This is a genomic window from Ferrimonas futtsuensis DSM 18154 (genome assembly GCF_000422645.1).
In the GTDB taxonomy this organism is placed as follows: Bacteria; Pseudomonadota; Gammaproteobacteria; order Enterobacterales; family Shewanellaceae; genus Ferrimonas; species Ferrimonas futtsuensis.
In genome coordinates, this window is record NZ_KE383896.1 from 302,541 (window position 1) to 325,429 (window position 22,889).

Annotated in this window: 20 protein-coding genes; 11 read left to right on the forward strand and 9 right to left on the reverse strand. The window is 58.7% G+C overall.

The window, feature by feature from the left end; all coding sequences use genetic code 11:
* Positions 1 to 31: 31 nt before the first annotated feature.
* From G505_RS0119030 to G505_RS0119045, 4 genes are all read right to left on the reverse strand, one after another.
* On the reverse strand, positions 32 to 3,166 hold the full coding sequence (locus G505_RS0119030; protein ID WP_028110981.1) for an efflux RND transporter permease subunit: 3,135 nt from the start codon (positions 3,164 to 3,166) through the stop codon (positions 32 to 34).
* Complete coding sequence (locus tag G505_RS22035; protein ID WP_035385554.1) at positions 3,163 to 4,266, reverse strand: efflux RND transporter periplasmic adaptor subunit; 1,104 nt, start codon at positions 4,264 to 4,266, stop codon at positions 3,163 to 3,165. The genes G505_RS0119030 and G505_RS22035 overlap by 4 nt, the downstream gene beginning before the upstream one ends.
* A 129-nt stretch (positions 4,267 to 4,395) precedes the next feature.
* Positions 4,396 to 4,746, reverse strand: coding sequence for an iron-sulfur cluster insertion protein ErpA (erpA, locus tag G505_RS0119040; RefSeq protein WP_028110982.1), 351 nt, complete (start codon positions 4,744 to 4,746; stop codon positions 4,396 to 4,398).
* A gap of 56 nt (positions 4,747 to 4,802) precedes the next feature.
* Positions 4,803 to 5,561 carry a DUF6776 family protein gene (locus G505_RS0119045; RefSeq protein WP_028110983.1) on the reverse strand — a complete coding sequence of 253 codons (759 nt, stop codon included), beginning with the start codon at positions 5,559 to 5,561 and terminating at the stop codon, positions 4,803 to 4,805.
* A 74-nt stretch (positions 5,562 to 5,635) separates the two neighbouring features.
* Here G505_RS0119045 and G505_RS22040 point away from each other — a divergent pair, with 74 nt between their 5' ends.
* Positions 5,636 to 7,282 carry a chloride channel protein gene (locus G505_RS22040; RefSeq protein WP_245568403.1) on the forward strand — a complete coding sequence of 549 codons (1,647 nt, stop codon included), beginning with the start codon at positions 5,636 to 5,638 and terminating at the stop codon, positions 7,280 to 7,282.
* Between the two features lie 288 nt (positions 7,283 to 7,570).
* Positions 7,571 to 8,857 (forward strand): glutamate-1-semialdehyde 2,1-aminomutase, encoded by a 1,287-nt coding sequence (gene hemL, locus G505_RS0119055; protein ID WP_028110984.1) that lies wholly within the window; start codon positions 7,571 to 7,573, stop codon positions 8,855 to 8,857.
* Positions 8,858 to 9,144: 287 nt separating this feature from the next.
* Here the strand turns inward: hemL and G505_RS0119060 are convergent, their stop codons facing one another.
* Positions 9,145 to 12,867, reverse strand: coding sequence for an Ig-like domain-containing domain (locus G505_RS0119060; RefSeq protein WP_035385556.1), 3,723 nt, complete (start codon positions 12,865 to 12,867; stop codon positions 9,145 to 9,147).
* 526 nt (positions 12,868 to 13,393) lie between these two features.
* Here G505_RS0119060 and pyrB point away from each other — a divergent pair.
* The 3 genes from pyrB (at position 13,394) to G505_RS0119075 (ending at position 15,285) form a co-directional block, all read left to right on the forward strand.
* Entirely contained in the window at positions 13,394 to 14,317 is a 924-nt protein-coding gene (gene pyrB, locus G505_RS0119065; protein WP_028110986.1) for an aspartate carbamoyltransferase, read from the forward strand.
* Between the two features lie 3 nt (positions 14,318 to 14,320).
* Entirely contained in the window at positions 14,321 to 14,782 is a 462-nt protein-coding gene (gene pyrI / locus G505_RS0119070) for an aspartate carbamoyltransferase regulatory subunit (RefSeq protein ID WP_028110987.1), read from the forward strand.
* A 125-nt stretch (positions 14,783 to 14,907) separates the two neighbouring features.
* The gene (locus G505_RS0119075; RefSeq protein WP_028110988.1) at positions 14,908 to 15,285 is read left to right on the forward strand and encodes a hypothetical protein; all 378 of its coding nucleotides are present in this window, start codon (positions 14,908 to 14,910) and stop codon (positions 15,283 to 15,285) included.
* A 95-nt stretch (positions 15,286 to 15,380) separates the two neighbouring features.
* On the opposite strand, the gene G505_RS0119080 is transcribed toward G505_RS0119075, so the two are convergent.
* The 3 genes from G505_RS0119080 to G505_RS22045 form a co-directional block, all read right to left on the reverse strand.
* Positions 15,381 to 16,196 (reverse strand): DUF2797 domain-containing protein, encoded by an 816-nt coding sequence (locus G505_RS0119080; protein WP_028110989.1) that lies wholly within the window; start codon positions 16,194 to 16,196, stop codon positions 15,381 to 15,383.
* Between the two features lie 203 nt (positions 16,197 to 16,399).
* The gene (locus G505_RS0119085; RefSeq protein ID WP_028110990.1) at positions 16,400 to 16,675 is read right to left on the reverse strand and encodes a YihD family protein; all 276 of its coding nucleotides are present in this window, start codon (positions 16,673 to 16,675) and stop codon (positions 16,400 to 16,402) included.
* A 54-nt stretch (positions 16,676 to 16,729) separates the two neighbouring features.
* Positions 16,730 to 17,656, reverse strand: coding sequence for a LysR substrate-binding domain-containing protein (locus tag G505_RS22045; protein ID WP_051216469.1), 927 nt, complete (start codon positions 17,654 to 17,656; stop codon positions 16,730 to 16,732).
* Between the two features lie 200 nt (positions 17,657 to 17,856).
* Here G505_RS22045 and G505_RS0119095 point away from each other — a divergent pair, with 200 nt between their 5' ends.
* From G505_RS0119095 to G505_RS0119110, 4 genes are all read left to right on the forward strand, one after another.
* Entirely contained in the window at positions 17,857 to 18,987 is a 1,131-nt protein-coding gene (locus G505_RS0119095; RefSeq protein ID WP_028110991.1) for an S-(hydroxymethyl)glutathione dehydrogenase/class III alcohol dehydrogenase, read from the forward strand.
* 50 nt (positions 18,988 to 19,037) lie between these two features.
* On the forward strand, positions 19,038 to 19,877 hold the full coding sequence (gene fghA, locus G505_RS0119100; RefSeq protein ID WP_028110992.1) for an S-formylglutathione hydrolase: 840 nt from the start codon (positions 19,038 to 19,040) through the stop codon (positions 19,875 to 19,877).
* A 69-nt stretch (positions 19,878 to 19,946) separates the two neighbouring features.
* Complete coding sequence (locus G505_RS0119105; protein WP_028110993.1) at positions 19,947 to 20,345, forward strand: thiol-disulfide oxidoreductase DCC family protein; 399 nt, start codon at positions 19,947 to 19,949, stop codon at positions 20,343 to 20,345.
* Positions 20,342 to 21,058, forward strand: a complete 717-nt coding sequence (locus G505_RS0119110) for an SDR family NAD(P)-dependent oxidoreductase (RefSeq protein WP_035385557.1) — start codon at positions 20,342 to 20,344, stop codon at positions 21,056 to 21,058. Before G505_RS0119105 ends, G505_RS0119110 begins: the two co-directional genes overlap by 4 nt.
* Here G505_RS0119110 and G505_RS22050 read toward each other — a convergent pair.
* Complete coding sequence (locus G505_RS22050; RefSeq protein WP_051216471.1) at positions 21,022 to 22,101, reverse strand: DUF3626 domain-containing protein; 1,080 nt, start codon at positions 22,099 to 22,101, stop codon at positions 21,022 to 21,024. The genes G505_RS0119110 and G505_RS22050 overlap by 37 nt on opposite strands.
* 174 nt (positions 22,102 to 22,275) lie before the next feature.
* Here G505_RS22050 and G505_RS0119120 point away from each other — a divergent pair, with 174 nt between their 5' ends.
* Entirely contained in the window at positions 22,276 to 22,641 is a 366-nt protein-coding gene (locus G505_RS0119120; RefSeq protein ID WP_028110995.1) for a hypothetical protein, read from the forward strand.
* Positions 22,642 to 22,694: 53 nt separating this feature from the next.
* Positions 22,695 to 22,859, forward strand: coding sequence for a pleiotropic regulatory protein RsmS (gene rsmS / locus G505_RS0119125; protein ID WP_028110996.1), 165 nt, complete (start codon positions 22,695 to 22,697; stop codon positions 22,857 to 22,859).
* Positions 22,860 to 22,889 lie beyond the last annotated feature (30 nt).

The window sequence follows — 22,889 nt, forward strand, 5'->3', positions numbered from 1 at the left end:
GCCTTTTTTCTCTCTCCGCTTTCCTCAGGGGCTAGCCCTGGGGTAATGCCTGCTCCAATTGCTGGGCCTTGTAGCGACGCAACGCCTTGCGCTCCTGCCGGCGGGCACGCAGCGCCAACAGGCTTGGGGTCAGCACCAGGGTCAGCACGGTAGCAAAGGCCAGGCCTCCGGCCACCGCGGTCGCCAGTTGCGACCACCACTGGGTGGAGGGCGCCCCCACCTCGATGGCGCGATTAATCAGATCCACGTTCATCTCCAGCACCATGGGCATCAGGCCGAGGATGGTGGTGATGGTGGTCAGCATCACCGGGCGCAGGCGCTGGGCACCGGTGCGTAGGATCGCCTCGGTGGCCGCCAGCCCCTGGGCGCGCAGCACGTTGTAGGTATCGATGAGCACAATGTTGTTGTTGACCACGATCCCCGCCAGGGAGATCACCCCGATGCCGGACATGACGATGCCGAAGGGCTTGCCGGTCACCAGCAGCCCCAGCAGCACCCCCATGGTGGAGAGCAGCACCGCGGTGAGGATCAGAAACGCCTGGTAGAAACTGTTGAACTGGGTCACCAGGATAATGGCCATCACGAACAGGGCCACCATAAAGGCATTCAACAGGAAGACCTGCGACTCCTCCTGCTCCTCATTCTCGCCGGTAAAGCTGTAACTGACCCGGCTGTCCAGGCCCAGGGTCTCCAGGCGCTCACGGAACTCCGGCAGGACATCATTGAGCAACACACCAGGCGCCATATCCGCCTTCACCGTCATCACCCGGTGGCCGTCGATGCGGCGGATGGAGTCCACCTTCGGCGCCGCCACCCGCTCGACGAAATTGCTCACCGGCACCTGACCGTACTGGGTCTTCACCCTCAGGGTATCCAGCCTCAGGATATGGCGCTTCTCCTCGGGGAAGCGCACCCGGATATCCAACTCGTCGTCGGCGTCATCGGGGCGGTATTCGCCAATCTTCAGGCCGGAGGTGACAAACTGCACCGTATTGCCCAGCAGGGTGGCGTCGGCACCAAAACGTGCGGCGTCGTCCCTGTCGACCTTCAGCTGCCACTCGATACCCGGCTTGGAGCCGGTGTCCTCGATGTTGATGAAGCGGCCATCCCCCTCCAGGGCGAGACGAACCTTGCGCACCGCATCGTTGAGGGCATCGGGAAGTTTGGAGGAGAGCTCCAGTTGCAACGCCTTACCGGTCGGAGGGCCGTTCTCATCCTTACGCAGCTCATACTCGATGCCCGCCAGATCGCCCAGGCGCTCGTTCACCTCTTCGATCACCTTGTCGGCGCGGACCCGTTGATCCCAGTCCAGCAGATTGAGACGGATGTAGCCTGCCCGGTCATTGCCACCGGTGCGACTGTAGAGGGTCTCCAGGCTTTCCATCCCCAACAGGCGGTTCTCCACCTTGTGCATGATGGCGTCCTTCTCATCGATGGAGAGGTCCCCGTAGGCGCGCACATAGAGGTTCAGGCCAGGGGGCTCCACATCGGGGAAGAACTCCATGCCGGCGCCGAACTTAACGTAGCTGCCGACAATGCCGGCCAGCACCAGCAGCACCGCCAGCAAGACCTTCCAGGGGTGGGCGATGGCCACGGCCAGGGTACGGATGTAGGTGCCGGTAAACCCGGACAGGATGGTGAGCTCCCCCTCCTCCGCCAACCGCTGATTCTCCCGCTGACGCGCGGTCATCGGCAATGGCTTGCCCAGCAGGCTGCCCAGGGCAGGCACAAACACCAGGGCCATCACCAGAGAGGCGGTGAGGGTGGCAATCAGGGTGATGGGCAGGTACTTCATGAACTCGCCCATGATCCCCGGCCAGAACAGCAGCGGCGCAAAGGCCGCCAGGGTAGTGGCCGTGGAGGCGATGATGGGCCAGGCCATCCGCTGGGCCGCCTCCAGGTAGGCCTCCTTACGATCCACGCCGTCGGTCATGCGCCGGTCAGCGTATTCGGTGACCACGATGGCCCCGTCCACCAGCATCCCCACCGCCATGATCAGGGCAAACAGCACCACCATGTTGACCGTCAGGCCAAACACCGCCAGCACCAGCAGACCGGTGAGGAAGGAGCCGGGAATGGCCACCCCGACCAGGCCGGCGCTGCGCAGACCCAGGGCGGCGATCACCACGATCACCACCAGCAGGATGGCGGACACCACGTTGTTCTGCAGATCGCTGAGCATCTGCTCCACATCCTCGGAGCTGTCCCCTGTGTAGGTGACCTCCAGGTTTTCGGGCCACTGCTCTCTGGCGGCTTCCATCAGTGCCTTCACCTTGGCCACGGTGATGATGATGTTCTCACCGGGGCGCTTCTTCACCTCCAGAGACACCGCCTTATGGCCGTTGAGGCGGGCGTAGGAGTTGGGGTCCCGGAAGGCGCGGCGCACCTGGGCCACGTCACCGAAGGTGATCACCTGCTCCCCCTGCACCTTGATGGGCATCTCCATCACGTCCTTGATGGTCTCAAACACCGAGGGCACCTTGACCGCGAAGCGGCCATGACCAGTGTCCATGGTACCCGCCGGCACCAGCCGGTTGTTGCGGGAGAGCAGGTTGAAGATGTCGTTCTGATCCAGCTGATAGCTCTCCATCAGCAGGGGATCCACCAGGATCTCGACGATGTCCTCCCGGTCGCCGCCGATCTCCACCTCCAGCACCTCGGGGAAGGACTCCAGCCGGTCTCGAAGCTGTTTGGCGATCTGCACCAGGGTGCGCTCCGGCACCGGCCCGGACAGGGTCACGGTCAGCACCGGGTTCTGATCCGCCATGGTCACCTCATGGACTTCCGGCTCCTCGGTGTCCGCCGGCAGCTTGGCCTTGGCCAGAGTCACCTTGTCACGCACATCCGCCAGGGCCGCCTTGGGATCCATGCCCGCCTCGAACTCCAGCACCACCGACGCGTGGCCCTCTGAGGCGGTAGAACGCATCTCATCCACCCCCTCGATGGAGCGCAGCTCGGTCTCCATGGGACGCACCAGCATCCGCTCGGCGTCCTCCGGCGAGATGCCGTCGTGGACGATGGACACGTAGATCACCGGGATGGTGATGTCCGGTTCCGACTCCTTGGGGATCTGCACATAGGTGACCGACCCCGCCAGAATCAACAGCACAAACACCATCATCACCGGGCGGATACGGCCAAGCAGCCCCGCCAGCAGGGTATTCATGCGCCATCCTCCGTCTCATAGGTCACCTCGACCGGGTCACCGTCACGGACGAAACCCTGGCCCTGGGTGATCACCTCCACCTCACTGCCGACACCGCCGGTCCACACCCCGGTGGAGTCCGCCATCACCACCTGGATGGGGATAAAGTGTACCTGACCGTCCCGCACCGATTTCACCCCCAGGTTACCCTCCTCATCCAATGCCAGCAGGGCCGGGCTGACCTTGATGGCATAGTGGCTCTCCAGAGGCAGGGCCAGTTCGGCGCTCTTGCCCGCCCACAGCTTGCCATCGGCGTTGTCGAACGCCACCTCAACGTCGAAGGTGTTGGTGCCGCCATGGGAGACGGTGGCGATGTAGCGCACCTTGCCCTTGGCGCTGCGGCCATCGACGAAACGGGCGGTGGCGCTCTGTCCCAGAGACAACCGGGCCACATCCGCCTCGGTGACGTTGGCCTTGACCACCAGCGGGTTGAGATCCGCCAGTTCCCCCACAGGATCACCCACCCCCACGTAATCGCCCTGCTCCACCATGCGATCGTGAAACACCCCGGAGAACGGTGCGCGGATCTGGGTGTGCTCCAGCGCCAGCTGCAACCGCTTGAGTTCGGCCCGGGCCAGTTCCAGAGCACTCAGATTCTGAGCCAGCTGCGACTTACCCTGCAGCCCCTGGGTCGCCAGCTTCTTGGCCGCCTGGTAATCCAGCTCCCGCTGGGCCAGCACCGCCTTGGCACTCTGCAGCTGCTCAGGCAGGTCCCGGGCATCCAGCTCGATCAGCAGCTGCCCCATCTCTACCTGGCTGCCTTTGTCAGCGTGAACCTTAAGCACCCGGCCGCCAATCTCGGCGGCGATGCGGGTCATGCGATCCGGTTCGGTGCGGCCATAGAGCTGCACCTCACGGGTCACCAGGGTCGACGCGATGCGTTTCACTGTCACCCGGGTCGCGGCCACCTCATGGGGCTCGGTGGCGGGAACCACTTCCGGGGAGTGGTCGGCGCTCAGTTGACCAGACAATACCCAGAGTACGAGTAACAGGCTGATTAGAAAGGCGATGAAATAGGGGTGGCTGTACCAGCGGCTGGCCGGTGCATCGACGTGCTTCACGAGGCAACTCCTTGTAATCCAATCGTGTCAGAATACGTTAAAGCCTGATGTTGCAAAAGTGTTCAGAAACCTTTGCCAACAAAAAAGGCACCCTGAAGGTGCCTTTCTTACGCTGTCGGTGCCGGATTCTCAGATAGAGAAGGAGGCACCGCAACCACAGGTGGTGGTGGCGTTGGGGTTGTTGACGAAGAAGCGGCTGCCCTCCAGCCCCTCGGTGTAATCCACGATGCCACCCACCAGATATTGCAGGCTCATCGGATCCACCAGCAGGGTGACCCCCTCCTTATCGATGGTGGTATCCCCTTCGTTCACCTTTTCGTCGAAGGTGAAGCCGTACTGGAAACCGCTGCAACCACCACCGGTGACGTACACCCGCAGTTTCAGGTTTGGGTTCTCCTCCTCCTCCAGCAGTCCCTTCACCTTCAGTGCGGCGGCATCGGAAAACTGGATAGGCATGGCTTGTTCTGCTGTAGCTGTCATTGGTTACCTCGAAAACGACACTCTGGCGCGGATTATCTAATACCCGACTGTTAGGTTCAAGTTTTCTCCCCGTTGTCGGTAGAAGTTTCCTCCTCAAACCCGACACCGGTCAACTCCAGGAAGGGATAGACCTGGTCTGTACTGCCGCCCTTTTTCTTGCCACTGAGGCTGACACGCACCTGAATCTGATCTGCCACAAAGTTGTCCGGCAGCCGATAGGCGCCCTCCAGCTCCTGGAAATAGCGGAAGGAGAAGCCCAAAGTTTTGGCTTCCACCCCGAGGTCGGTAAGGCTGTAGGTCACCGGGCGCCCCTTCAGGCTGCCCTTAACGCTGATGGCCACCTTGCCCTTGGAAAATCCCTTGCGCTTCTTCTGCTGGGTCAGCACCAGCTTGTAGCGATAGTGGTCGCTGTCGCCTATCTGCTCCATGGCCAGTTCATGGATCACCACCCCATCGGCACTCTTCTCCGGCGCCATGATGTTGCGGTAGAAGATCAGTTCGGTATTGAGCCTGTCCACCTGCCCCTGCAGGTTGGCCATCATGGCCACGGTGTCGGTCTGGGACTGACGCTCCGCCTGCAAATCGATCTCCAGCGCGGCCTCTGACTCAGTCAGGACGCGGATCCGCTCCTGCTGCAAGGCGATCTGGGTCTGCAGATCCCGGTTTGCTCCTCCCTGGATCATCTGTTGAGGCAGTGACAACAGGTAGCCAACGGCCACCGCCATGCCCAGTATCAGCAGCAGCACCAGCCCCCGGGGATTGAACTGCTGTTCAAAATGTTTGAGAGCGTGCCAGCGATGTTTCCAATTCTGCATAGTGAAACGACTTGAATATTGTTAAGCTCTAGTCACTTGAAGCGACCCTTTATGCCATGTTCCGCAACAGCCCTTTGACCCTATCCCAAGCCAAACTCAGCGTGCATCTCTGCCTGCTGGGATTGTTGGTTGGCTTGGCCGCCGGTCTGTTCCTGCTGCTGTTCCGGTTCATGATCGATCTTGGCCAGGGGCTTATCCTGGACAGCCCGGACGATTTTAGCGATCTGCCGTCCCTGTGGCGAGCCCTTCTTCCCGTAGCCGGCGCCGGCGCCATCGCCCTCATTGCCGCGTTTACCGCCAACAAGTACCGGCGCCTGGGCATCGCCTACGTCATTCACCGCATCAAAGTCCACTACGGCAGCCTGCCCCTGGGCAGCGCCATGAACCAGTTCGCCAGTGCGGTGATCGCCCTGGCCAGCGGCTTCTCCGTGGGCCGGGAGGGGCCGGCGGTTCACCTGGGAGCCACGGTCGCCACCGGCTTCGCCCGCTACTGGAAACTGCCGGATAATGCCCTGTCGGTGCTGGCCTCTTGCGGCATCGCCGCCGGGATCAGCGCCACCTTTAACTCGCCGCTGGCTGCGGTACTGTTCGTATTGGAGGTGGTACTGCGGGAGTACCGTATCCACACCTTCCTGCCGATTCTTATTGCCTCGGTGACCGGCAGCGTGGTCACCCAAAGCGTGTATGGCAACATTCACCTCTATGACCACTTCGCCATGGAGGTGTTTCCCGTCTCTCAGTATCCGCTGTTGCTGCTCACCGGCCTGCTCATCGGCGGCATCGCCGCAGGTTTCAGCCATGGCCTGGTCACCATCACCGAGATCAGCCAGCGCTGGCCCATCACCCTCAGGCTGATGCTGGCCGGCGGCTTTACCGCCCTCATTGGCCTGCAGCTGCCCCAGGCGCTGGGCACCGAACACGCCGCGGTATCCATTGCCCTGAGTGACAATCCGGGTCTGCTGCTGTTACTGGCCCTGCTCGGTGCCAAAATCCTGGCAACCTGGGCCGCCATCGGCCTGGGCATTCCAGGCGGCATCATCGGTCCCCTCTATGGCATCGGCGCCGTGGTAGGCAGCCTGATCGCCTGGGGGCTGACCCCCCTGTTTCCCCAGTTGCAGCCCTTTATCCCCCTCTACGCCGTATTGGGAATGACCGCCATGATGGGGGTCTGTCTGCATGCCCCCATGGCCGCACTCCTTGCCCTGCTGGAGCTGACTCAGGACGCGTCCATCATCCTGCCGTCCCTGCTGGTGACCCTGCCCGCCTACCTGCTGGCCTACTCGGTGTTCGGCTCCCGCTCCCTCTTCCTCAGCCAGCTGGACGCCCAGGGACTGGAGTACCGGGTCTCCCCCACCGAGGCTGGCCTGCAGAAAACCGGTGTCATGGCCCTGGCGGACCGCCAGTTTGTCATCGGCACACCTAATCAGAGCGACGAAGACCTGTTGAAACTGATGAGTGACGCCAGCCAGCAGCGACTGCTGCTCAGGCACATGGACCGCTGTGAACTGGTCAGCCTGCACGCCAACTACGACGACGACACCCCGCTGATGCGTACCGACGCCTTTCCCCTACCGATGACCGCCACCTTGGCGGAGGTGCACAAACTGCTCAATCGCAACCGGCAGAAGGCGGTGTACATCTACGACACCGGGCCGGACCACCCTATCGGCGTCATCACCTGGACCATGCTGCGTCAGGCTCTTAGGGCCAAACACTTCTAGAAACAGCCGCTCTTTTGTCACTGCCCCTTCCGTTGGCCGCACTCCGGTTCTCTAACTGAGTCAACAGCTTCCCCCGGCCGAGGAAAGTGAGCCTCACCGCAAGCTGGAAAGGAGATCCTTGCCAACCCAGGTCACAAAATGCCACCCTTGCGCCTTTGCAAGGGAACTGTCATTGGCTGGCATTTGTCGATACCATGCACACAGTTTCCGGCATCCGCCTCAGAAAACGCGGATCGCCAACTTTATACCGTTAGCGGGCGCCCGTCGCCCTACCCAGGAAGGATAATGATGAATCGCTCCGAATCCCTGTTTGAACAGGCTCAAAAGACCATCCCCGGCGGTGTGAACTCCCCGGTACGCGCCTTCAAAGGCGTCGGCGGCACTCCCGTCTTTATCGAGCGCGCCGACGGCGCCTATCTGTACGACGTGGACGGCAAGCAGTACATCGATTACGTCGGTTCCTGGGGCCCAATGATTCTGGGCCACAACCACCCAGCCATCCGCGACGCCGTGGTTCAGGCGGCCAACAACGGCCTCTCCTTCGGTGCCCCGACCGCCGCCGAAGTGGAGATGGCGGAACTGGTCTGTGACATCCTGCCTCACGTCGAGCAGGTGCGTATGGCCAACTCCGGCACCGAAGCCACCATGAGCGCCCTGCGTCTGGCCCGTGGCTTCACCGGCCGTGACAAGTTCATCAAGTTTGAAGGCTGCTACCATGGCCACGCCGACTGCCTGCTGGTAAAAGCCGGTTCCGGCATGCTGACCTTCGGTGAGCCCACCAGCCCAGGTGTTCCTGCGGACTTCGCCAAGCACACCCTGACCGCCACCTACAACGATTTGGACTCCGTCAAGGCGCTGTTCGAGTCCAACCCGGGTCAGATCTCCAGCATCATCCTGGAACCCGTGGCCGGTAACATGAACTGCATCCCACCGGTTGAAGGCTTCCTCGAAGGTCTGCGCGCCCTGTGTGACGAGCACGGTGCCCTGCTGATCATCGACGAGGTAATGACCGGCTTCCGCGTCTCCCTGACCGGTGCCCACGGCCACTACGGCGTACGCCCTGATCTGGTGTGCCTGGGTAAGGTCATTGGCGGCGGTATGCCCGTGGGTGCCTTCGGTGGTCGCGCCGACGTGATGCAGCACCTGGCCCCTGCTGGCCCGGTATACCAGGCCGGCACCCTGTCCGGTAACCCCATCGCCATGGCCGCCGGTATGGCTCAGCTGAAGCTGCTGCGCGAGCCCGGCATCTATGAGGCCCTGGCTGCCAAGACCGAGAAGCTGGCTCTGGGCCTGAAAGCCGCCGCCGACAAGGCGGGCGTGCCCATGGCCATCAACTACGTCGGCGCCATGTTCGGCGTGTTCTTCACCTCCGAGGAGAAGATCACCCGCTACGATCAAGTGACCCAGTGCAACATGGAGCAGTTCAACGCCTTCTTCCACGGCATGCTGCAGGAGGGGGTCAACCTGGCGCCGTCCGCCTATGAAGCCGGCTTCCTGTCCATGAGCCACAGCGACGAAGACATCGACGCCACCATCGCCGCCGCCGAGCGGGTACTGGCCAAGATCGCCGGTTAATCCCGACATCAAGCGCAGAAAGGGCAGCCCATGGGCTGCCCTTTGTCGTTTCAGGGATCAGGCAGATGCCTGGTCAGCTTGGTGTCGACTCTTATGCCGCTGGTACCCCGCTATTCCGAGCCGCTTGAAGGCTCGCCCTGTTTCAGTCTCTGTGCTGAACAGACCGGGGAAGAGAGTCATAAGGCGAGCCGATGGCGCGTTGATGCCGCCGGTGTCTGTCGCAGGGCGACGCTCACTCCGGACACAAAAAAGCCACCCGAAGGTGGCTTATCATGTCCGGCTCTGTGCTATTGCCACTGAGAGAAGATCAGCTCGGCGTTTTCACTGAAATCCTGCTCCAACACAGGAGTTTCAACACCTATTTCAGTGACCCGAATATTGTCGATGGCTCCGACACCGTTCACCAGCATCTGAAGAGAATAACGGCCACTCGCATCCTGATGACCAACGAAGGCTTCGGCATCGACCAATTCGGTGATCACATTCCCATCACCGTCCAGCACCTCATATCGAACAGTCACAGTCAGGCCACCGTCATTTTGAACAAAGCTCACTCGGTGCTTGAGCCAGTCATGATCACTGCCAAAGCCCTCACTGTGCAGATATTTATGAGGGTTGAGCATAGGGTCCGCTCCAGTAGTCTGCATGGCAATACGATCATGATGCATGCCCCAGTCACTGGAATTGGTGTTTACGAACCACTGACCGAATTCTGTCGGCATGAAGGAGTCTTCGGTAAAAACAGGATCCCAAGACCACTCCTCTCGCCAATCGCGAGTGGTTTCAGCTTCTACACCTTCCGGCAAGGAATCATAGACACTGAGCAGTCCTCGATAATCGATACTCCCATCGCCATTTCTGTCACCGGCATAGAAGCCATTGGACCATTCCACGGCGGGCAATATGAAACGCTCTTCCACGGCTAAGGCCAGGGGGTTTTCGGTTCCAACCGGAACCCAATACTCCTCCTGCCACTCTAAGTCAGGCACCTCCACGGAGTTTCCGTACTGATCCTGGTAACCTCCCTCTACCCAGACAAGGTAGCTGGTTTCATCCCATTCGTTGCCATCATCATCCCGCCAGGCCCCAAAGGACCAACGATAGATCACCCCAGTTTCAGAGTCCTGGTAATACCCCTCTCGCTGGAAGAGGTAATTGCCTGTTTCAACATGAAACAGCGCCCATTGACCCTCTCCCGACGTCGGATCTACATAAGTAGAGTTGAAATAGTGCTGCGTACCATCGATGTTGACACCATGGCTTGACACCAACTCATAGCTATTCTGACTTGTCACCACGCCCGTAGAATCGGTGAAAGAAACCTGCATGATCCTTTGCCTTTGGCCAAACTGATCAAGCTTATCCGCCCCTTCCTCATCGACAGGCCAATGGGTCTCATAGCGATTGCCATTGATATCGTAGTAAAAGCTCTCCTGCCATCGCCAAACCACTCCATCTGGATCATGAATTTGAGACTCCACCTTTTCCCAATTCACCTGCCGGGAGTCCTTCAGCGCCAACCTCACCTGTGCCTGCTGGCGAACGGGTACACTGAACTCCACCTGATGATTTAAAGACTCAAGTTCATTGGTTAATTTCAGGCTGTATTCATGCCAAGAGGGAGCGGCTTGTGCCAATTTAGCCACTTCACCATCAGTAACACCGGGAATCGCACCAACCGTACCAGCATACCAACCAGATTCAGGGCGAGTAGTAAACTCCCAGGAAGACAATTGAGGTTCCTCCGAAGTCCCCAAAGGCATTCCTTCAAAGTCCAGCACGGTGCCATCCACATCTATGGAATAACGCTCCCCAAAAGCTAGAGTATCTGTCTGGGCACCATTGGTGCGATTAGCATCAAAGATCAAGTGAACATTGCGATTAAGCCAAACCTTCATGTTGAAAGGCTGCTCATCGATCCCTTCCGCTCCCCTGGTGTTGTGATCCGTAACCCTCAATCCTTGGTTTACCGAAGCCTGATCCATCGGTTTGCTAAACTCGATACTGGCAGAAGCAACGTTTTCACTGTTGGTGTAGTACTGCACCACTCGGGGTTGCTCACCGCTATGATTGTCTGCCTCCTTCGAAGGTAATACCTCTAGGTCATCGATCTCCAGAGCCGATCCAGAGACAGAGGCTGTCTCGGTTACGGTGAGATACTCTTCCGGAACTGCGCCTTGCTTCATCAACAAGGTATCCAGGGTTCCTGAGATCATCATGGACCGATTCATATCGAAACCGGTGAAATGAAGAACGTCTGCCGAAAGCTTCCAGTTGGAGATGTCGTAACGCTCTAGCCAATGACCTTCGCTATCCTCCCCGGCCAATATACTGATGCGCTCTCCACTGACCATGCGCACGGCCTGAATCACTGTCCTTGGACTGAAGCTGTTGCTCTCGTGCTCTTGCTGCTCGATATAGTAGACGTATCCCTTGGAGATCTGGAGTGCTCTATCCCCCTGATCCCAATACCCCCACCAGTCATCACCCATGTCGATGCTGACGATCTTATTTTCGGAGTAGGGAAGAATTCGGTAGAGATTACCTTGGTAATGGTTTCGAGATAGCTGTTCATCCCAGCGAGACTCAACAAACAATCCGTATACATATCCATCATCCGCTAAGATGACACGCTCTGGCGTTGTTTCCCACTGGTTATCGGCAAAGGCAGAAGTATCCAGCCGGACATGTTCACGGCCGCCATAAGCATTAGCTTGAGCAAACTGTAATCCATCCTGATCATGGTCGTACGCCTGATAGAAAATGACAGTCTCATGATCATCGGCTGCGTAGAAATAGCTGTGGCCATATTGATCATTGGTCAAATCGTTGGTTGCGGGATAATCCGCATCCAAATTACTGACCATTCTAAGGCCCATACCACCATTATCACTCCAATAGTCGTACACCAGAGTATCGTTGGGCAGCATGATAAAACTGCTGATACCGATATCATCGGGAGAAAGGTAATACCCCTCCCCTTCCACGCCCACTCGACGCAATTGGGCTGGCGTCTCCCAATCCAGCTCCACCCGAACGATATAGCTTTCTGTTACCTGGTTGCCATCATCGTCCAAAACCGGACGCAGCTCGATTGTCGTTTTGGGATTGCCGTCTTCATCCAGAACAGGAACGCCGTTTTCATCCACCAAAGGAACTTCCACCTCCTCGAAGGCAGGACGCTCCCCCAATTCAAAATTCAGCTTTCTGGCCATATACACGACTTCACCAGATGAGTTGAACTGGATAGGTTTAAGAGAAGTGTCACTGAGACGGCCGTAGAAACTATCTTCGATGTAAGCTGCGCCATAGCCATACTCGAGACAATCCCAGCTGTCGTCCTCTAGTGACACTTTAAAAATGGCACACTGGGCTTCTCTTACTAATGATTCAGAAGCCCACAAGTCCCAGAGATCTACGGCAAGGTATACATATTCGCTGTTCGGCCCTACAACAGAGTATGCCACTTTAAAGTCATACTCTGAGTCGGCCCCAAACAGGGTCTGACCCTTGTCATCCAATATAAAGAAGTTGCTGGCACCGCCGTCTTCTGCCCCAACCTGTTCTGCAAGTGCCATTACCGAGTTCGAAACAAGCTTGTCATCCCTGTCCGTGCCACCAAACCGAAAGCTCTTTAAAGGGGAGGATTGGGAAGTGTCGGCTGATACAGCCTTAACCAGATTCCCTCCTGGCACTGTGGCTTGTTGAGAAGCACTGTCCACCGATGTGAATATCTGGGAGGCCCCTGAAAGCCGAAATCCAATCTTATTGGATAATGATGGCTGATAGGGCTCATCCGGGCTTGTGGGCGTATCCGGATCCGTCGGAGTATCGGGTTCCGTCGGAGTATCCGGAGTCGTGGGTGTGTCCGGGGTCGTTGGCGTGTCTGGGGTCGTCGGGGTATCCGGCTCCTCAGGTGTCTGAGGGGTAGAGCCCGAAGACCCCCCTCCACCACAGCCAACAAGCACCAGTGCCAATAAAGCACTGAGATAAGTTTTTCTCTGCATCATCATTCATCCTTGTGACATTAAAAGGAAGGCTTTAAATACAAGCGTTCCAAAACACTTCCTTGATTATTTTGGGGACTGTTAGGCCTTTTCTGGATAATAAAAAAGAGTCACCTCTTCAAAGTTCACTACCAAAGTCCAAAGAGATGATTTTGCTTCAAGCTAAAATTTAAATATGTGACACACGTAGTAAATATAGAAAAATCAAATAATTGAACCTGAATTCTGGTTTTGCAAACCAACACACCTGCCCCAAAGTGTTATTAATTTCCATCAATCACACTGACGTAAAACCATATTGGTTTGGTTTAGGAAAATAAATAACGAAATCAACTCAACCTTTCTCGCAACAAACTTGATATCGACAGTGAATTAATGTTTTCTTCATTTTATAACTTGCTGCGAATCAAGCCTCCAAGAAAAGACCCGCTGAAGTGGTGTGATTAAACCCTGAACACTGGTATAATCGCCTTCCGGCTGTGTCTGGCCTGCAGACACGTCGGTGAATGCCGATACCTAGGGAATCAGCATGACAAACCCTCTCTATAACAAGAACATCATCTCTGTTGCGGACCTGTCCCGAACCGAACTGGAATTGATCGTCTCCACCGCACAATCGATCAAGAATGAACCCCGTCCCCAGTTGCTCGCCGGCAAGGTGATCGCCAGCTGTTTCTTCGAAGCCTCCACCCGAACCCGACTCTCTTTCGAGACTGCCGTCCAGCGCCTTGGCGGTACGGTGATCGGCTTCGACTCCGGTGGCAACACCTCACTGGCGCAGAAGGGAGAAACCCTGGCGGACTCGGTCAAAGTGATCTCCTCCTACAGTGACGCCTTCTTTATGCGCCACCCCCAGGAGGGTGCGGCACGGCTGGCCAGCGAGTTCTCGTCGGTGCCGGTCATCAACGGCGGCGACGGCGCCAACCAGCACCCCACCCAGACGCTGCTCGATCTCTTCTCCATCTATGAGACCCAGGGCACTCTGGAGGGACTGAATGTGGCCTTCGTCGGCGACCTCAAATATGGCCGTACCGTTCACTCCCTGGCCCAAGCACTCTCTCTGTTCGGTTGCCGGTTCTATTTTGTCGCCCCGGACGCCCTGAGGATGCCCGACTACCTGTGCGAAGAGCTCAGCGACGCCGGTATCCAGTTTACCCACGTGGAAAACCTGGAGCAGGTGATGCCTGAACTGGATGTGCTCTACATGACCCGGGTGCAGAAAGAGCGCTTTGACCCCACCGAATACCAGCACATGAAGTCCAAGTATGTGCTCACCGCTGCCATGCTCAGGGAGGTTAAGAACAACCTCAAGATCCTTCATCCCCTGCCACGCATCGATGAGATCACCACAGATGTGGACCATACCCCCTACGCCTACTACTTCGAGCAGGCGGAGAACGGAGTTTATGCCCGCCAGGCACTGCTGGCACTGGTGCTGAAGGAGGAGTTGTAAGCCATGTCCAAGAACAAACTCAAGGTGGAAGCCATTGCCCAGGGCACAGTGATCGATCACATCCCTGCCGGCATGGGAGTGCGTATCCTCAAGTTCTTCCAGCTCACCGACAAGAACGAGCGCATTACCGTCGGCCTCAATCTGCGCAGCGGAGACACCTATACAAAGGATCTGATCAAGGTGGAGAACACGGTGTTTACCGTGGAGCAGGCCAACCAGCTTGCGCTGTTTGCCAGCGAAGCCACCATCAATGAGATCAACGACTTCAAGGTGGTCAACAAGTACAAGGTGCAGTTGCCGGACGCCATCAGCGGCGTACTGCGCTGCCCCAACTCCAACTGCATCACCTGCCATGAAAGCGTGGCGACCCGCTTCTACGTCACCGAGAAGCACACGGGCACCACCCTTAAGTGCCATTACTGCGAAAAGAGCTTCCAAACAAGCCTCTTCTCCGAGCTCAACTAAGACAAAAGGCCGGGTACTCCCCGGCCTTTCCTTTCGCTTGCCTGGGGCGCCCGCCTTGGTTAAAGTAGCGGCCCGATCGCAAAGCGATCCCTTTTTCAACTTCCCGTGCCCAGAAGAGAGGCCCCATGAACATTATCCCAGTTGCGGAATTTGCCAAACCCGAAGTGAAGCGCCACCACAAGCCTCGTCACCTGAAGAAAATGGGCATTGGTGAGTTTGCCTCCACCTGCATCCACATCCGCTTCGAAGCGGACCTGGAGCAGTTCGACAAGCTGGATGACGCCGTATTCGGTGCCGCCAACGACAACGTGGGCACCTTCCTGGCCTACTTCAACAACCAGTATCATGTAGCCATCCACTTCTACAGCAAAGACGCCACCGTAGAGGCGGAAGCCACCCGCCTGACCGGCATCATCGAAGCCGCCCTGGGCAGCAAGCCGGAGATGACCATCTACGCCGGCGACGAAAACTACGGCGACTGGGATGCGACCTTCGAAGGTTAATCCGCTCCCCGGAGCACGAAAAAGCCGCCTTCTGGCGGCTTTTTTTATGCTCTGGGTTCACTTAGAAACGATGACACAACTAAGTATATCTTGGGTTACTCATCGACCAGCCTGACTTCATAGCCGGTAAACTTGCGCAGATTAATCACCCCGGTGTCGAAGATCAGGTACTGCCCCTTAATCCCCATAAGGGTTCCGCTGATTCTGGGGGTTTTGTCGAAATTGAAGGTCGAGACCTTGGTGGGAAACTCGGACACCGGATAGTGAATATCCACCACGGACTCATCCAGCACTTCGATGGCGTCCTCACCAAACTCCTCGGTGATCGCCTGCAGACGCGCCTGGATCTGAGGCAGCAGACAGTGGGCCTGGGCACGCAGGTCCATAGAGTCATTATTGCCCTTGAGCATCGCCCGCCAATTGGTCTTGTCGGCGATGAACTCCCCGAGGGCGACCTCCACCAAGCCGGAAATATAGCGGCTGCGCACCTTGAGGATCGGCAGACCCTGGGTGGCCCCCTGATCGATCCAGCGGGTAGGCAGTTGGGTGTGGCGGGTGATCCCCACCTTCAGCCCAGACGTGTTGGAGAGGTAGACATAGTGAGGCACCATACACTGCGCCTCGCCCCACTCAGGCTCGCGGCAGGTGCCGGCGGCAAAGTGACAGGTCTCCGGCTTCATGATGCACATGTCGCAGCGCGCCAGTTTCTTCATACAGGGGAAGCAGTGACCCTGGGAGAAGCTCTTGTTGGTTTTGCGGCCACAGGCATCGCAGTAGATGGCGCCGGTATACTCCAGAGTCAGGGTCTTGCCGATAAAGGGGTTGAGGGGCAGACGCTCCTCGCCCAGCCTCAGGTCATACTCCACCACACCGGCCAGGCGGCTGCTCATCTTCTTCAGGGTTCCTTGCATGGGTCCTACTGTCTCCTTGATTTCATTCCGCCAGTGTATCAGCCCCCCGGATAAAGCAAAAACGGCAGGGGTGTGGGCCCCTGCCGTTTGTTCAGCGCCTGCTCAGCCTCAGCGGCGGGGCGCACCGGACCAGTAGATTGGCGACTCTTCGACCCGACCAGCCACCTTGGGATTGGCGTTCATCTGCTCCGGCAAACGGGGAGTTACTCCTCGTCGATGCCTCTGGCCTTGAGGATGGCGCTCTTCCAGTCGAAATTCTCTACGTAGTCCTTCTGGATGCCGGGGATCATGGCATCCTTGTCGGTGCCGCCCATCTTCAGCTGGTAGATCAGCGTGTCGTCGGTCAACTCGCCCAGCGGCCCCTTGAAGCCCGCTTCATCGGCAATCTTCTGCAGCATCTGCACCAGATTCAGCTCCTGATCTTTCTGCCACACAGGCTCCAGCAGCTCCAGTAACTCCTCAATTCGATGGCAAGCCATGACTCTCTCCCTATCAGATTCTTTCCCAGAATCATATCCCGCCGAGTCATGATCTCAAGGGGTATTCACCCTCGGATTTTTCATCTGAGGCTGAAGCCTGTCCATCTGTAGGGTTTCCATGGACTCCACCAGATAATCCACCAGCAAACGGACCTTGGGCGAGAGATGGCGGTTATGAGGGTAGAGGGCCCAGACCCCCTCACCCTGTTCGCTCAGGTGGTCCAGCACCGACACCAGCTGACCACTGGCCAGAGACTCCTGGACGTAATAATCGGGCAACTGAGCCAACCCCAGCCCCTTGAGTGCGGCGTCGGTCAGGGCCCAACCACTGTTGCAGCGCAGCCGGCCCCGAACTCGCACATTGCGGGACCGTCCCTCCTCCTGGAAGCGCCAGTAATCCATGGTGCCCACCAGGCACTGATGGCGGTCCAGTTCGGTCAGGGAATGGGGTTCGCCGTAGAGGCTCAGATACCCCGGCGACGCACACACGTGCAGTTGACGACTGGCCAGCCGCCTCGCCATCATGCTGGAGTCCTCCAGCCTGCCCAGACGTATGGCCAGGTCCATCCCCTCCTCCACCAGGTCCAGTCTCTGGTTGGTCAACACCAACTGTACCTCCAGCTCCGGGTAGCGCAGGGCGAAGTCGTTGACCAGGGGGGCCAGAGTACGCTCTCCAAAGGTCACCGGCGCAGTCACCCTCAGCTGGCCCCTGGGAGTATCTTGGAGGTTGGTCACCGCCCGCTCCGCTTCGGAGAGGCCATCCAGCACCTGGCGACAGTGCTGGTAGTAGGTGCGGCCCGCATCGGTCAGGGAGACCTTGCGGGTAGTGCGATAGAGCAGCTTGGCCGCCAGCCGGCTCTCCAGGGCACTGACCTGACGACTGACCTGGGCGGTGGAGATCCCCAAGCGCTTTCCGGCTGCGGTAAAACTCTCGGTCTCTGCCACGGCCACAAACTCACTGACACCAGCCCACTCACTCATCGCTACTCCTCGACATTCTGGAACCCACCTGCAGATAGGCCTGACTATACTGCCCTTGGCAGTGTTGTAACATCCACCAATTATTACCCACAAGTAAAAGTCATTTTATATTCAGGTGGATTATCAACTTTAAAGCAAGGAATAAAATGGAACCCATCTGAGCACACATCCGGTGTGTCCACTCAATATAGGAAGAGTCCATGACTGCACAAACCATTCGCTGTAAAGCCGCCGTGGCCTGGGCCGCCGGCCAGCCTCTCTCCATGGAAACCGTGGAGGTGATGCCCCCTCAAAAGGGTGAAGTGCGCATCAAAATGATCGCCACCGGCGTCTGCCACACCGATGCCTTCACCCTTTCCGGCGACGATCCCGAGGGGATCTTCCCCTGCATCCTCGGCCACGAAGGCGGCGGTATTGTCGAGTCCGTGGGCGAAGGCGTAACCAGCGTTCAGGTCGGCGACCACGTCATCCCGCTCTACACCCCCGAATGTGGCGAGTGCAAGTTCTGTCAGTCCGGCAAAACCAACCTGTGCCAGAAGATCCGTGAAACTCAGGGCAAGGGCCTGATGCCCGACGGCACCACCCGCTTCTCTGTGGACGGTAAGCCTGTCTATCACTACATGGGCACCTCCACCTTCTCCGAGTACACCGTACTGCCGGAGATCGCCCTGGCCAAGGTGAACAAGGAAGCGCCTCTGGAAGAGGTGTGCCTGCTGGGTTGTGGTGTGACCACCGGCATGGGGGCGGTAATGAACACCGCCAAGGTGGAAGAGGGGGCCACGGTGGCGATCTTTGGCCTGGGGGGCATCGGCCTGTCCGCCATCATCGGCGCCAAGATGGCCGGCGCCTCGCGCATCATCGGCATCGACATCAACGAAAGCAAGTTCGAGCTGGCCCGTAAGCTGGGTGCCTCCGATTGCGTCAACCCCATGGAGTTCGACAAGCCGATCCAGGAGGTGATCGTCGAGATGACCGACGGTGGTGTGGACTACTCCTTCGAGTGCATTGGTAACGTCAATGTGATGCGCAGCGCCCTGGAGTGCTGCCACAAAGGCTGGGGTGAGTCTGTGGTCATCGGTGTCGCCGGCGCCGGCCAGGAGATCAGCACCCGCCCCTTCCAACTGGTCACCGGCCGGGTGTGGAAAGGTTCCGCCTTTGGTGGTGTGAAGGGTCGCTCCGAACTGCCTGAGTACGTCGAGCGTTACCTGCGCGGTGAATTCAAGCTGGATGACTTCATCACCCACACCATGGGTCTGGAGCAGTTGAACGACGCCTTCGACCTGATGCACGAAGGCAAGAGCATCCGCAGCGTCATCCATTTCGACAAGTAATGAACAAGCCCGGCTTCCAAGCCGGGCTTTTCTGCCACAGAGAGACCCCAATGAACCTGGAAAACATCAGCGTCAATAAGAGCTTCGGTGGCTGGCACAAAAGGTACAGCCACCACTCCAGCAGCCTCAACTGCTCCATGACTTTCGCCATCTTCCTGCCGCCTCAGGCCAGCGAGGCCAACCCGGTCCCTGTGCTCTACTGGCTCTCCGGGCTGACCTGCACCGATGAGAATTTCATGCAGAAGGCGGGGGCACAACGCATCGCCGCCGATCTGGGCGTTGCCATCGTGGCTCCGGACACCAGCCCTCGAGGCGATGAGGTCGCCAACGATGACGGTTACGATATTGGCCAGGGGGCTGGCTTCTACGTCAACGCCACCCAGGCTCCCTGGAATCGCCACTACCGCATGTACGACTACGTGGTGGATGAGCTGCCCAAACTGGTGGAAGCCACCTTCCCGGTGACCGATCGGCGGGCCATCAGTGGTCACTCCATGGGGGGCCACGGCGCCTTGATGATCGCCCTGAAAAACCCCGACAGATACCAGAGTGTGTCCGCCTTCAGCCCCATCGCCAATCCCATGAACTGCCCCTGGGGGCGCAAGGCGTTTACCGCCTATCTGGGCAATGATCTGGAGGCCTGGCAAGATCACGACAGCAGCGTGCTGATGCAGCAGGCCAAGCAGTTCCTTCCTGCATTGGTGGATCAGGGTGAGTCTGACGAGTTCCTGACCGAACAGCTCAAGCCTGAAACCCTGGAGGCCGCAGCAGAAGTAAGCGCTTACCCCCTGACTCTGCGGCGTCACCCCGGCTACGACCACTCCTATTACTTCATGGCCAGCTTTATCGAGGAGCACCTGCGTTTTCACGCCAGGCACCTGGGGCTGTGATCACTTAGGTTTAGATCGATTCAATGAGGCGCCTCGTATTACTGGGAGAATCCCGGATACGGAGCGCCCATGCCCTATACCCTGTTTGTGGACAGTCAATGCCCCCTGTGCCGGCGCGAATGTGAACACCTGCGCCGCTGGGACAAACTCAATCGCCTTCAGTTTGAGGAGATCACCGATCCCGCCTGGCACTCGCGATTTCCCCAGGTGGATCCCCGGCACTGCCGGAAGGTGCTTCATGGGGTGGATGAGCGCGGACGCCTGCACACCGGACTCGAAGTTACCCTGGCTGCCTGGGACAGGGTAGGTCGAGGACAGTGGGTTGCCTGGCTTCACTGGCCACTGCTGCGACCTGTTTCCGATCTGGGGTATCGGCACTTTGCCCGCCATCGCCACCGCATCTCCGCCTGGATCTTCAAAGAAACGCCCTGTGATCAGGGCCAGTGCCAACTGGGAGACAGACGATGAAGGTTGAGTTGGTGATTGGTGCCAGCAGTGGACTAGGCCAGGCACTGGTGCGCCTCTCCATGGTGGAACCCGATTCCCGGGTTATCGCCATCAGCCGCTCTACTCTGCCGCCGTTTACCCACCCTGATGTCCAGTGGATCTGTTGTGACAACAGCCCTGGCGCCATCGCCAGGGCGGTCGAAGCGTTGGCGCCTTTTGCGGGGATAATCACCCGAATCACCCTGTGTAACGGCCGCCTCCACGACCATGGCATAGTGCCGGAAAAGAAGTTGGAACAACTGGATGAGCAGTCGCTGACACGGCTGCTGCACAGCAATACCATAGTGCCAGCCCTCTGGCTCAGGGCCCTGATCCCCCTACTGCACGCCACCCCCCAGGTGGTGTTGTCGGTGCTCAGCGCCCGAGTAGGCAGCATTGGCGACAACCGTCTGGGCGGTTGGTACAGCTACCGGGCCAGTAAGGCGGCCCTCAATCAGTTGCTGCAGTGCTGTGCCATAGAAGCAGCCCGCCGGGCCAAGGGCGTAAAATTGGTGGCCTACCACCCTGGCACGGTGGATACCCGGCTCTCCCGTCCCTTCCAGCAGAGATTGCGACCGGAGCAACTGCTGAGCCCAGAGCAGGCCGCGCGTCACCTGATGCAGGTTACCGCCGAGCTGATGCCCGACGGGACTCTGAGCTACCTGGACTGGCGCGGCAAAACCATCCCCTGGTAATGACCAAAGCGCACCAGGGCATGCCATAACCACTTCAGCCCCTGACGGGCCAGCGACTCATCCCCAAGATCCCGCCACAGCTGAGGGTCTTGGTGCAGCCGCCAGGCAGCCTGGCCCAGGGCAGAGGCGTTTAACATGCCATCGGCGGCCGCCCGCAGGCCAAGCTCAGGCAACAACGGGCCCCGAAAATCATCGGGAAGCTCCGACGCCATCAGCGTGGGGCCAGAGCGCCAGGCGAGGGAGAATCCGCCCTCGTTGGCCAGCCTCTGCATCCGCGCTCCAGTATCGGTGCCCCGGTAGCTGTCGTCGGCCACCAGCGACTCAACATCTCTGTCCAGCCGCACCTCACCATGAACCTGAGCCTCGATGTAGTGGTCCAGACTGCGCACCGCGGGCTGCTCAAGTTGCCACTTAAGAGGCTGAGACAGGGCCTGCGCCAGATGATCCAGCAGATGAGGCGGCCTTGCTGGCCACCCCAGGGCCGTATCGCTTTCAAAGCTCTGCTCCAGCATGGCCGCCAGCACGTCATCCATCAGATTCAGGGTGCCGCGCTCCTGCGGCGAGCGGTAGGAGTCCCGGTAGCTGAAACTGCAGCGGGCCATCACAGCGGGCTTAAGACGGAAATAGCAGCTGCCAAACCTGGGGCTGGGGCCATCGGCACCACGCACCAAGTCCAGAGCGCCATACTTGGGCCGCTCGCCGCCCTCTCGGTAATGGTGACCGAACAGGGCACTCTCCCAGTTGTCCCTTGGCCCACCGGGTTCAGGGGACAGGTGGCCGTTGGACAGGCCGGTGTCGAACTGGCTTAGGTAACTTCCCCGCTGCGCCATCCCGGCGATCACCGGCCGCCCCTGAGGATCGGGACGATCCGGATGAAAATGCAGCGCCACGGTCCCCTGCAAACGGAGCCGCTCTTTCAGCCGTTCCACCTCATCGGGCTGCCGATTGCTCATGGCCAGCACCTGGGCGATGCGGTCTCTGGCCTGGGCCTGTCTGGGCCTGGCATGGCGTTCAACCGCCTCCAACGCGGGGTACGCTTCCATGGGGTCTCCTTCACACCTCTCTCCCCCTACCTTGGCAGCATTCATTGAGGATTGAAATGGAGTCCAGGGAAGAGAAAGAGATCCCGGCATGAAAATAAATCAGTTGCCATTGAATTTTTAATCAATTAAATCAACTAACTGACCAAAGGAGAGAATAACTTTGAAGGAGTCTCCATGAAGCCGATACTGATCGCATTGACCATCGCCGGACTCACCGCCTGCAGCGGCATCCGTGTCTCCAGCAACACCGGCCCCTATGTCGAGAGCCGGGTGTTTGCCCACGAAGTGGAGCAATACAGCCGAGAGGAGCTGGAGCGGCACCAGTATCGCTTCCTCGGTACGGTGGACACCGAATCCTGCCAGGAGGAGAGGAGCGACTCGCTCCCATCGGAGAAAGGGCTGAAAAGTGTTCTGCGAAGCAAAGTTGCCGAGCTGGGGGGCAACGCCATCAGCTACAATGGCTGTGAGTCAAAACGCGATTACTACGGTTGTCGTACCTGGCTGCGCTGTGAAGCTCTGGGGTATGAAATCCTGGACTAGAGCACCGGTCCTGCAACACGTACAATGCTCCTCCCCCAACACAGGAGAACACCATGTCCCTGGATGACGCCCCACAGGAGATAAAGCTGGCGGTGGATCTGATCTATCTGCTGGAAAGCAATGAGATCGACCCCGATGTGGCACTCAAGGCCCTGGCCATTGTCGAGAGGGATCTGCGCAGCAAACTGTCCGCAGCCCCCTCCGCCAACACCCCCTAGGCACGCCCACCTTGCCAGGGGCAAAGAAAA

Excerpts from the sequence above, each read along its gene's own strand:
- G505_RS0119030 (WP_028110981.1), bottom strand. The coding sequence starts at position 3,166 with ATGAATACCCTGCTGGCGGGGCTGCTTGGCCGTATCCGCCCGGTGATG.
- erpA (WP_028110982.1), bottom strand. The coding sequence starts at position 4,746 with ATGACAGCTACAGCAGAACAAGCCATGCCTATCCAGTTTTCCGATGCC.
- G505_RS0119045 (WP_028110983.1), bottom strand. The coding sequence starts at position 5,561 with ATGCAGAATTGGAAACATCGCTGGCACGCTCTCAAACATTTTGAACAG.
- hemL (WP_028110984.1), top strand. The coding sequence starts at position 7,571 with ATGAATCGCTCCGAATCCCTGTTTGAACAGGCTCAAAAGACCATCCCC.
- G505_RS0119060 (WP_035385556.1), bottom strand. The coding sequence starts at position 12,867 with ATGATGCAGAGAAAAACTTATCTCAGTGCTTTATTGGCACTGGTGCTT.
- pyrB (WP_028110986.1), top strand. The coding sequence starts at position 13,394 with ATGACAAACCCTCTCTATAACAAGAACATCATCTCTGTTGCGGACCTG.
- pyrI (WP_028110987.1), top strand. The coding sequence starts at position 14,321 with ATGTCCAAGAACAAACTCAAGGTGGAAGCCATTGCCCAGGGCACAGTG.
- G505_RS0119075 (WP_028110988.1), top strand. The coding sequence starts at position 14,908 with ATGAACATTATCCCAGTTGCGGAATTTGCCAAACCCGAAGTGAAGCGC.
- G505_RS0119080 (WP_028110989.1), bottom strand. The coding sequence starts at position 16,196 with ATGCAAGGAACCCTGAAGAAGATGAGCAGCCGCCTGGCCGGTGTGGTG.
- G505_RS0119085 (WP_028110990.1), bottom strand. The coding sequence starts at position 16,675 with ATGGCTTGCCATCGAATTGAGGAGTTACTGGAGCTGCTGGAGCCTGTG.
- G505_RS22045 (WP_051216469.1), bottom strand. The coding sequence starts at position 17,656 with ATGAGTGAGTGGGCTGGTGTCAGTGAGTTTGTGGCCGTGGCAGAGACC.
- G505_RS0119095 (WP_028110991.1), top strand. The coding sequence starts at position 17,857 with ATGACTGCACAAACCATTCGCTGTAAAGCCGCCGTGGCCTGGGCCGCC.
- fghA (WP_028110992.1), top strand. The coding sequence starts at position 19,038 with ATGAACCTGGAAAACATCAGCGTCAATAAGAGCTTCGGTGGCTGGCAC.
- G505_RS0119105 (WP_028110993.1), top strand. The coding sequence starts at position 19,947 with ATGCCCTATACCCTGTTTGTGGACAGTCAATGCCCCCTGTGCCGGCGC.
- G505_RS0119110 (WP_035385557.1), top strand. The coding sequence starts at position 20,342 with ATGAAGGTTGAGTTGGTGATTGGTGCCAGCAGTGGACTAGGCCAGGCA.
- G505_RS22050 (WP_051216471.1), bottom strand. The coding sequence starts at position 22,101 with ATGGAAGCGTACCCCGCGTTGGAGGCGGTTGAACGCCATGCCAGGCCC.
- G505_RS0119120 (WP_028110995.1), top strand. The coding sequence starts at position 22,276 with ATGAAGCCGATACTGATCGCATTGACCATCGCCGGACTCACCGCCTGC.
- rsmS (WP_028110996.1), top strand. The coding sequence starts at position 22,695 with ATGTCCCTGGATGACGCCCCACAGGAGATAAAGCTGGCGGTGGATCTG.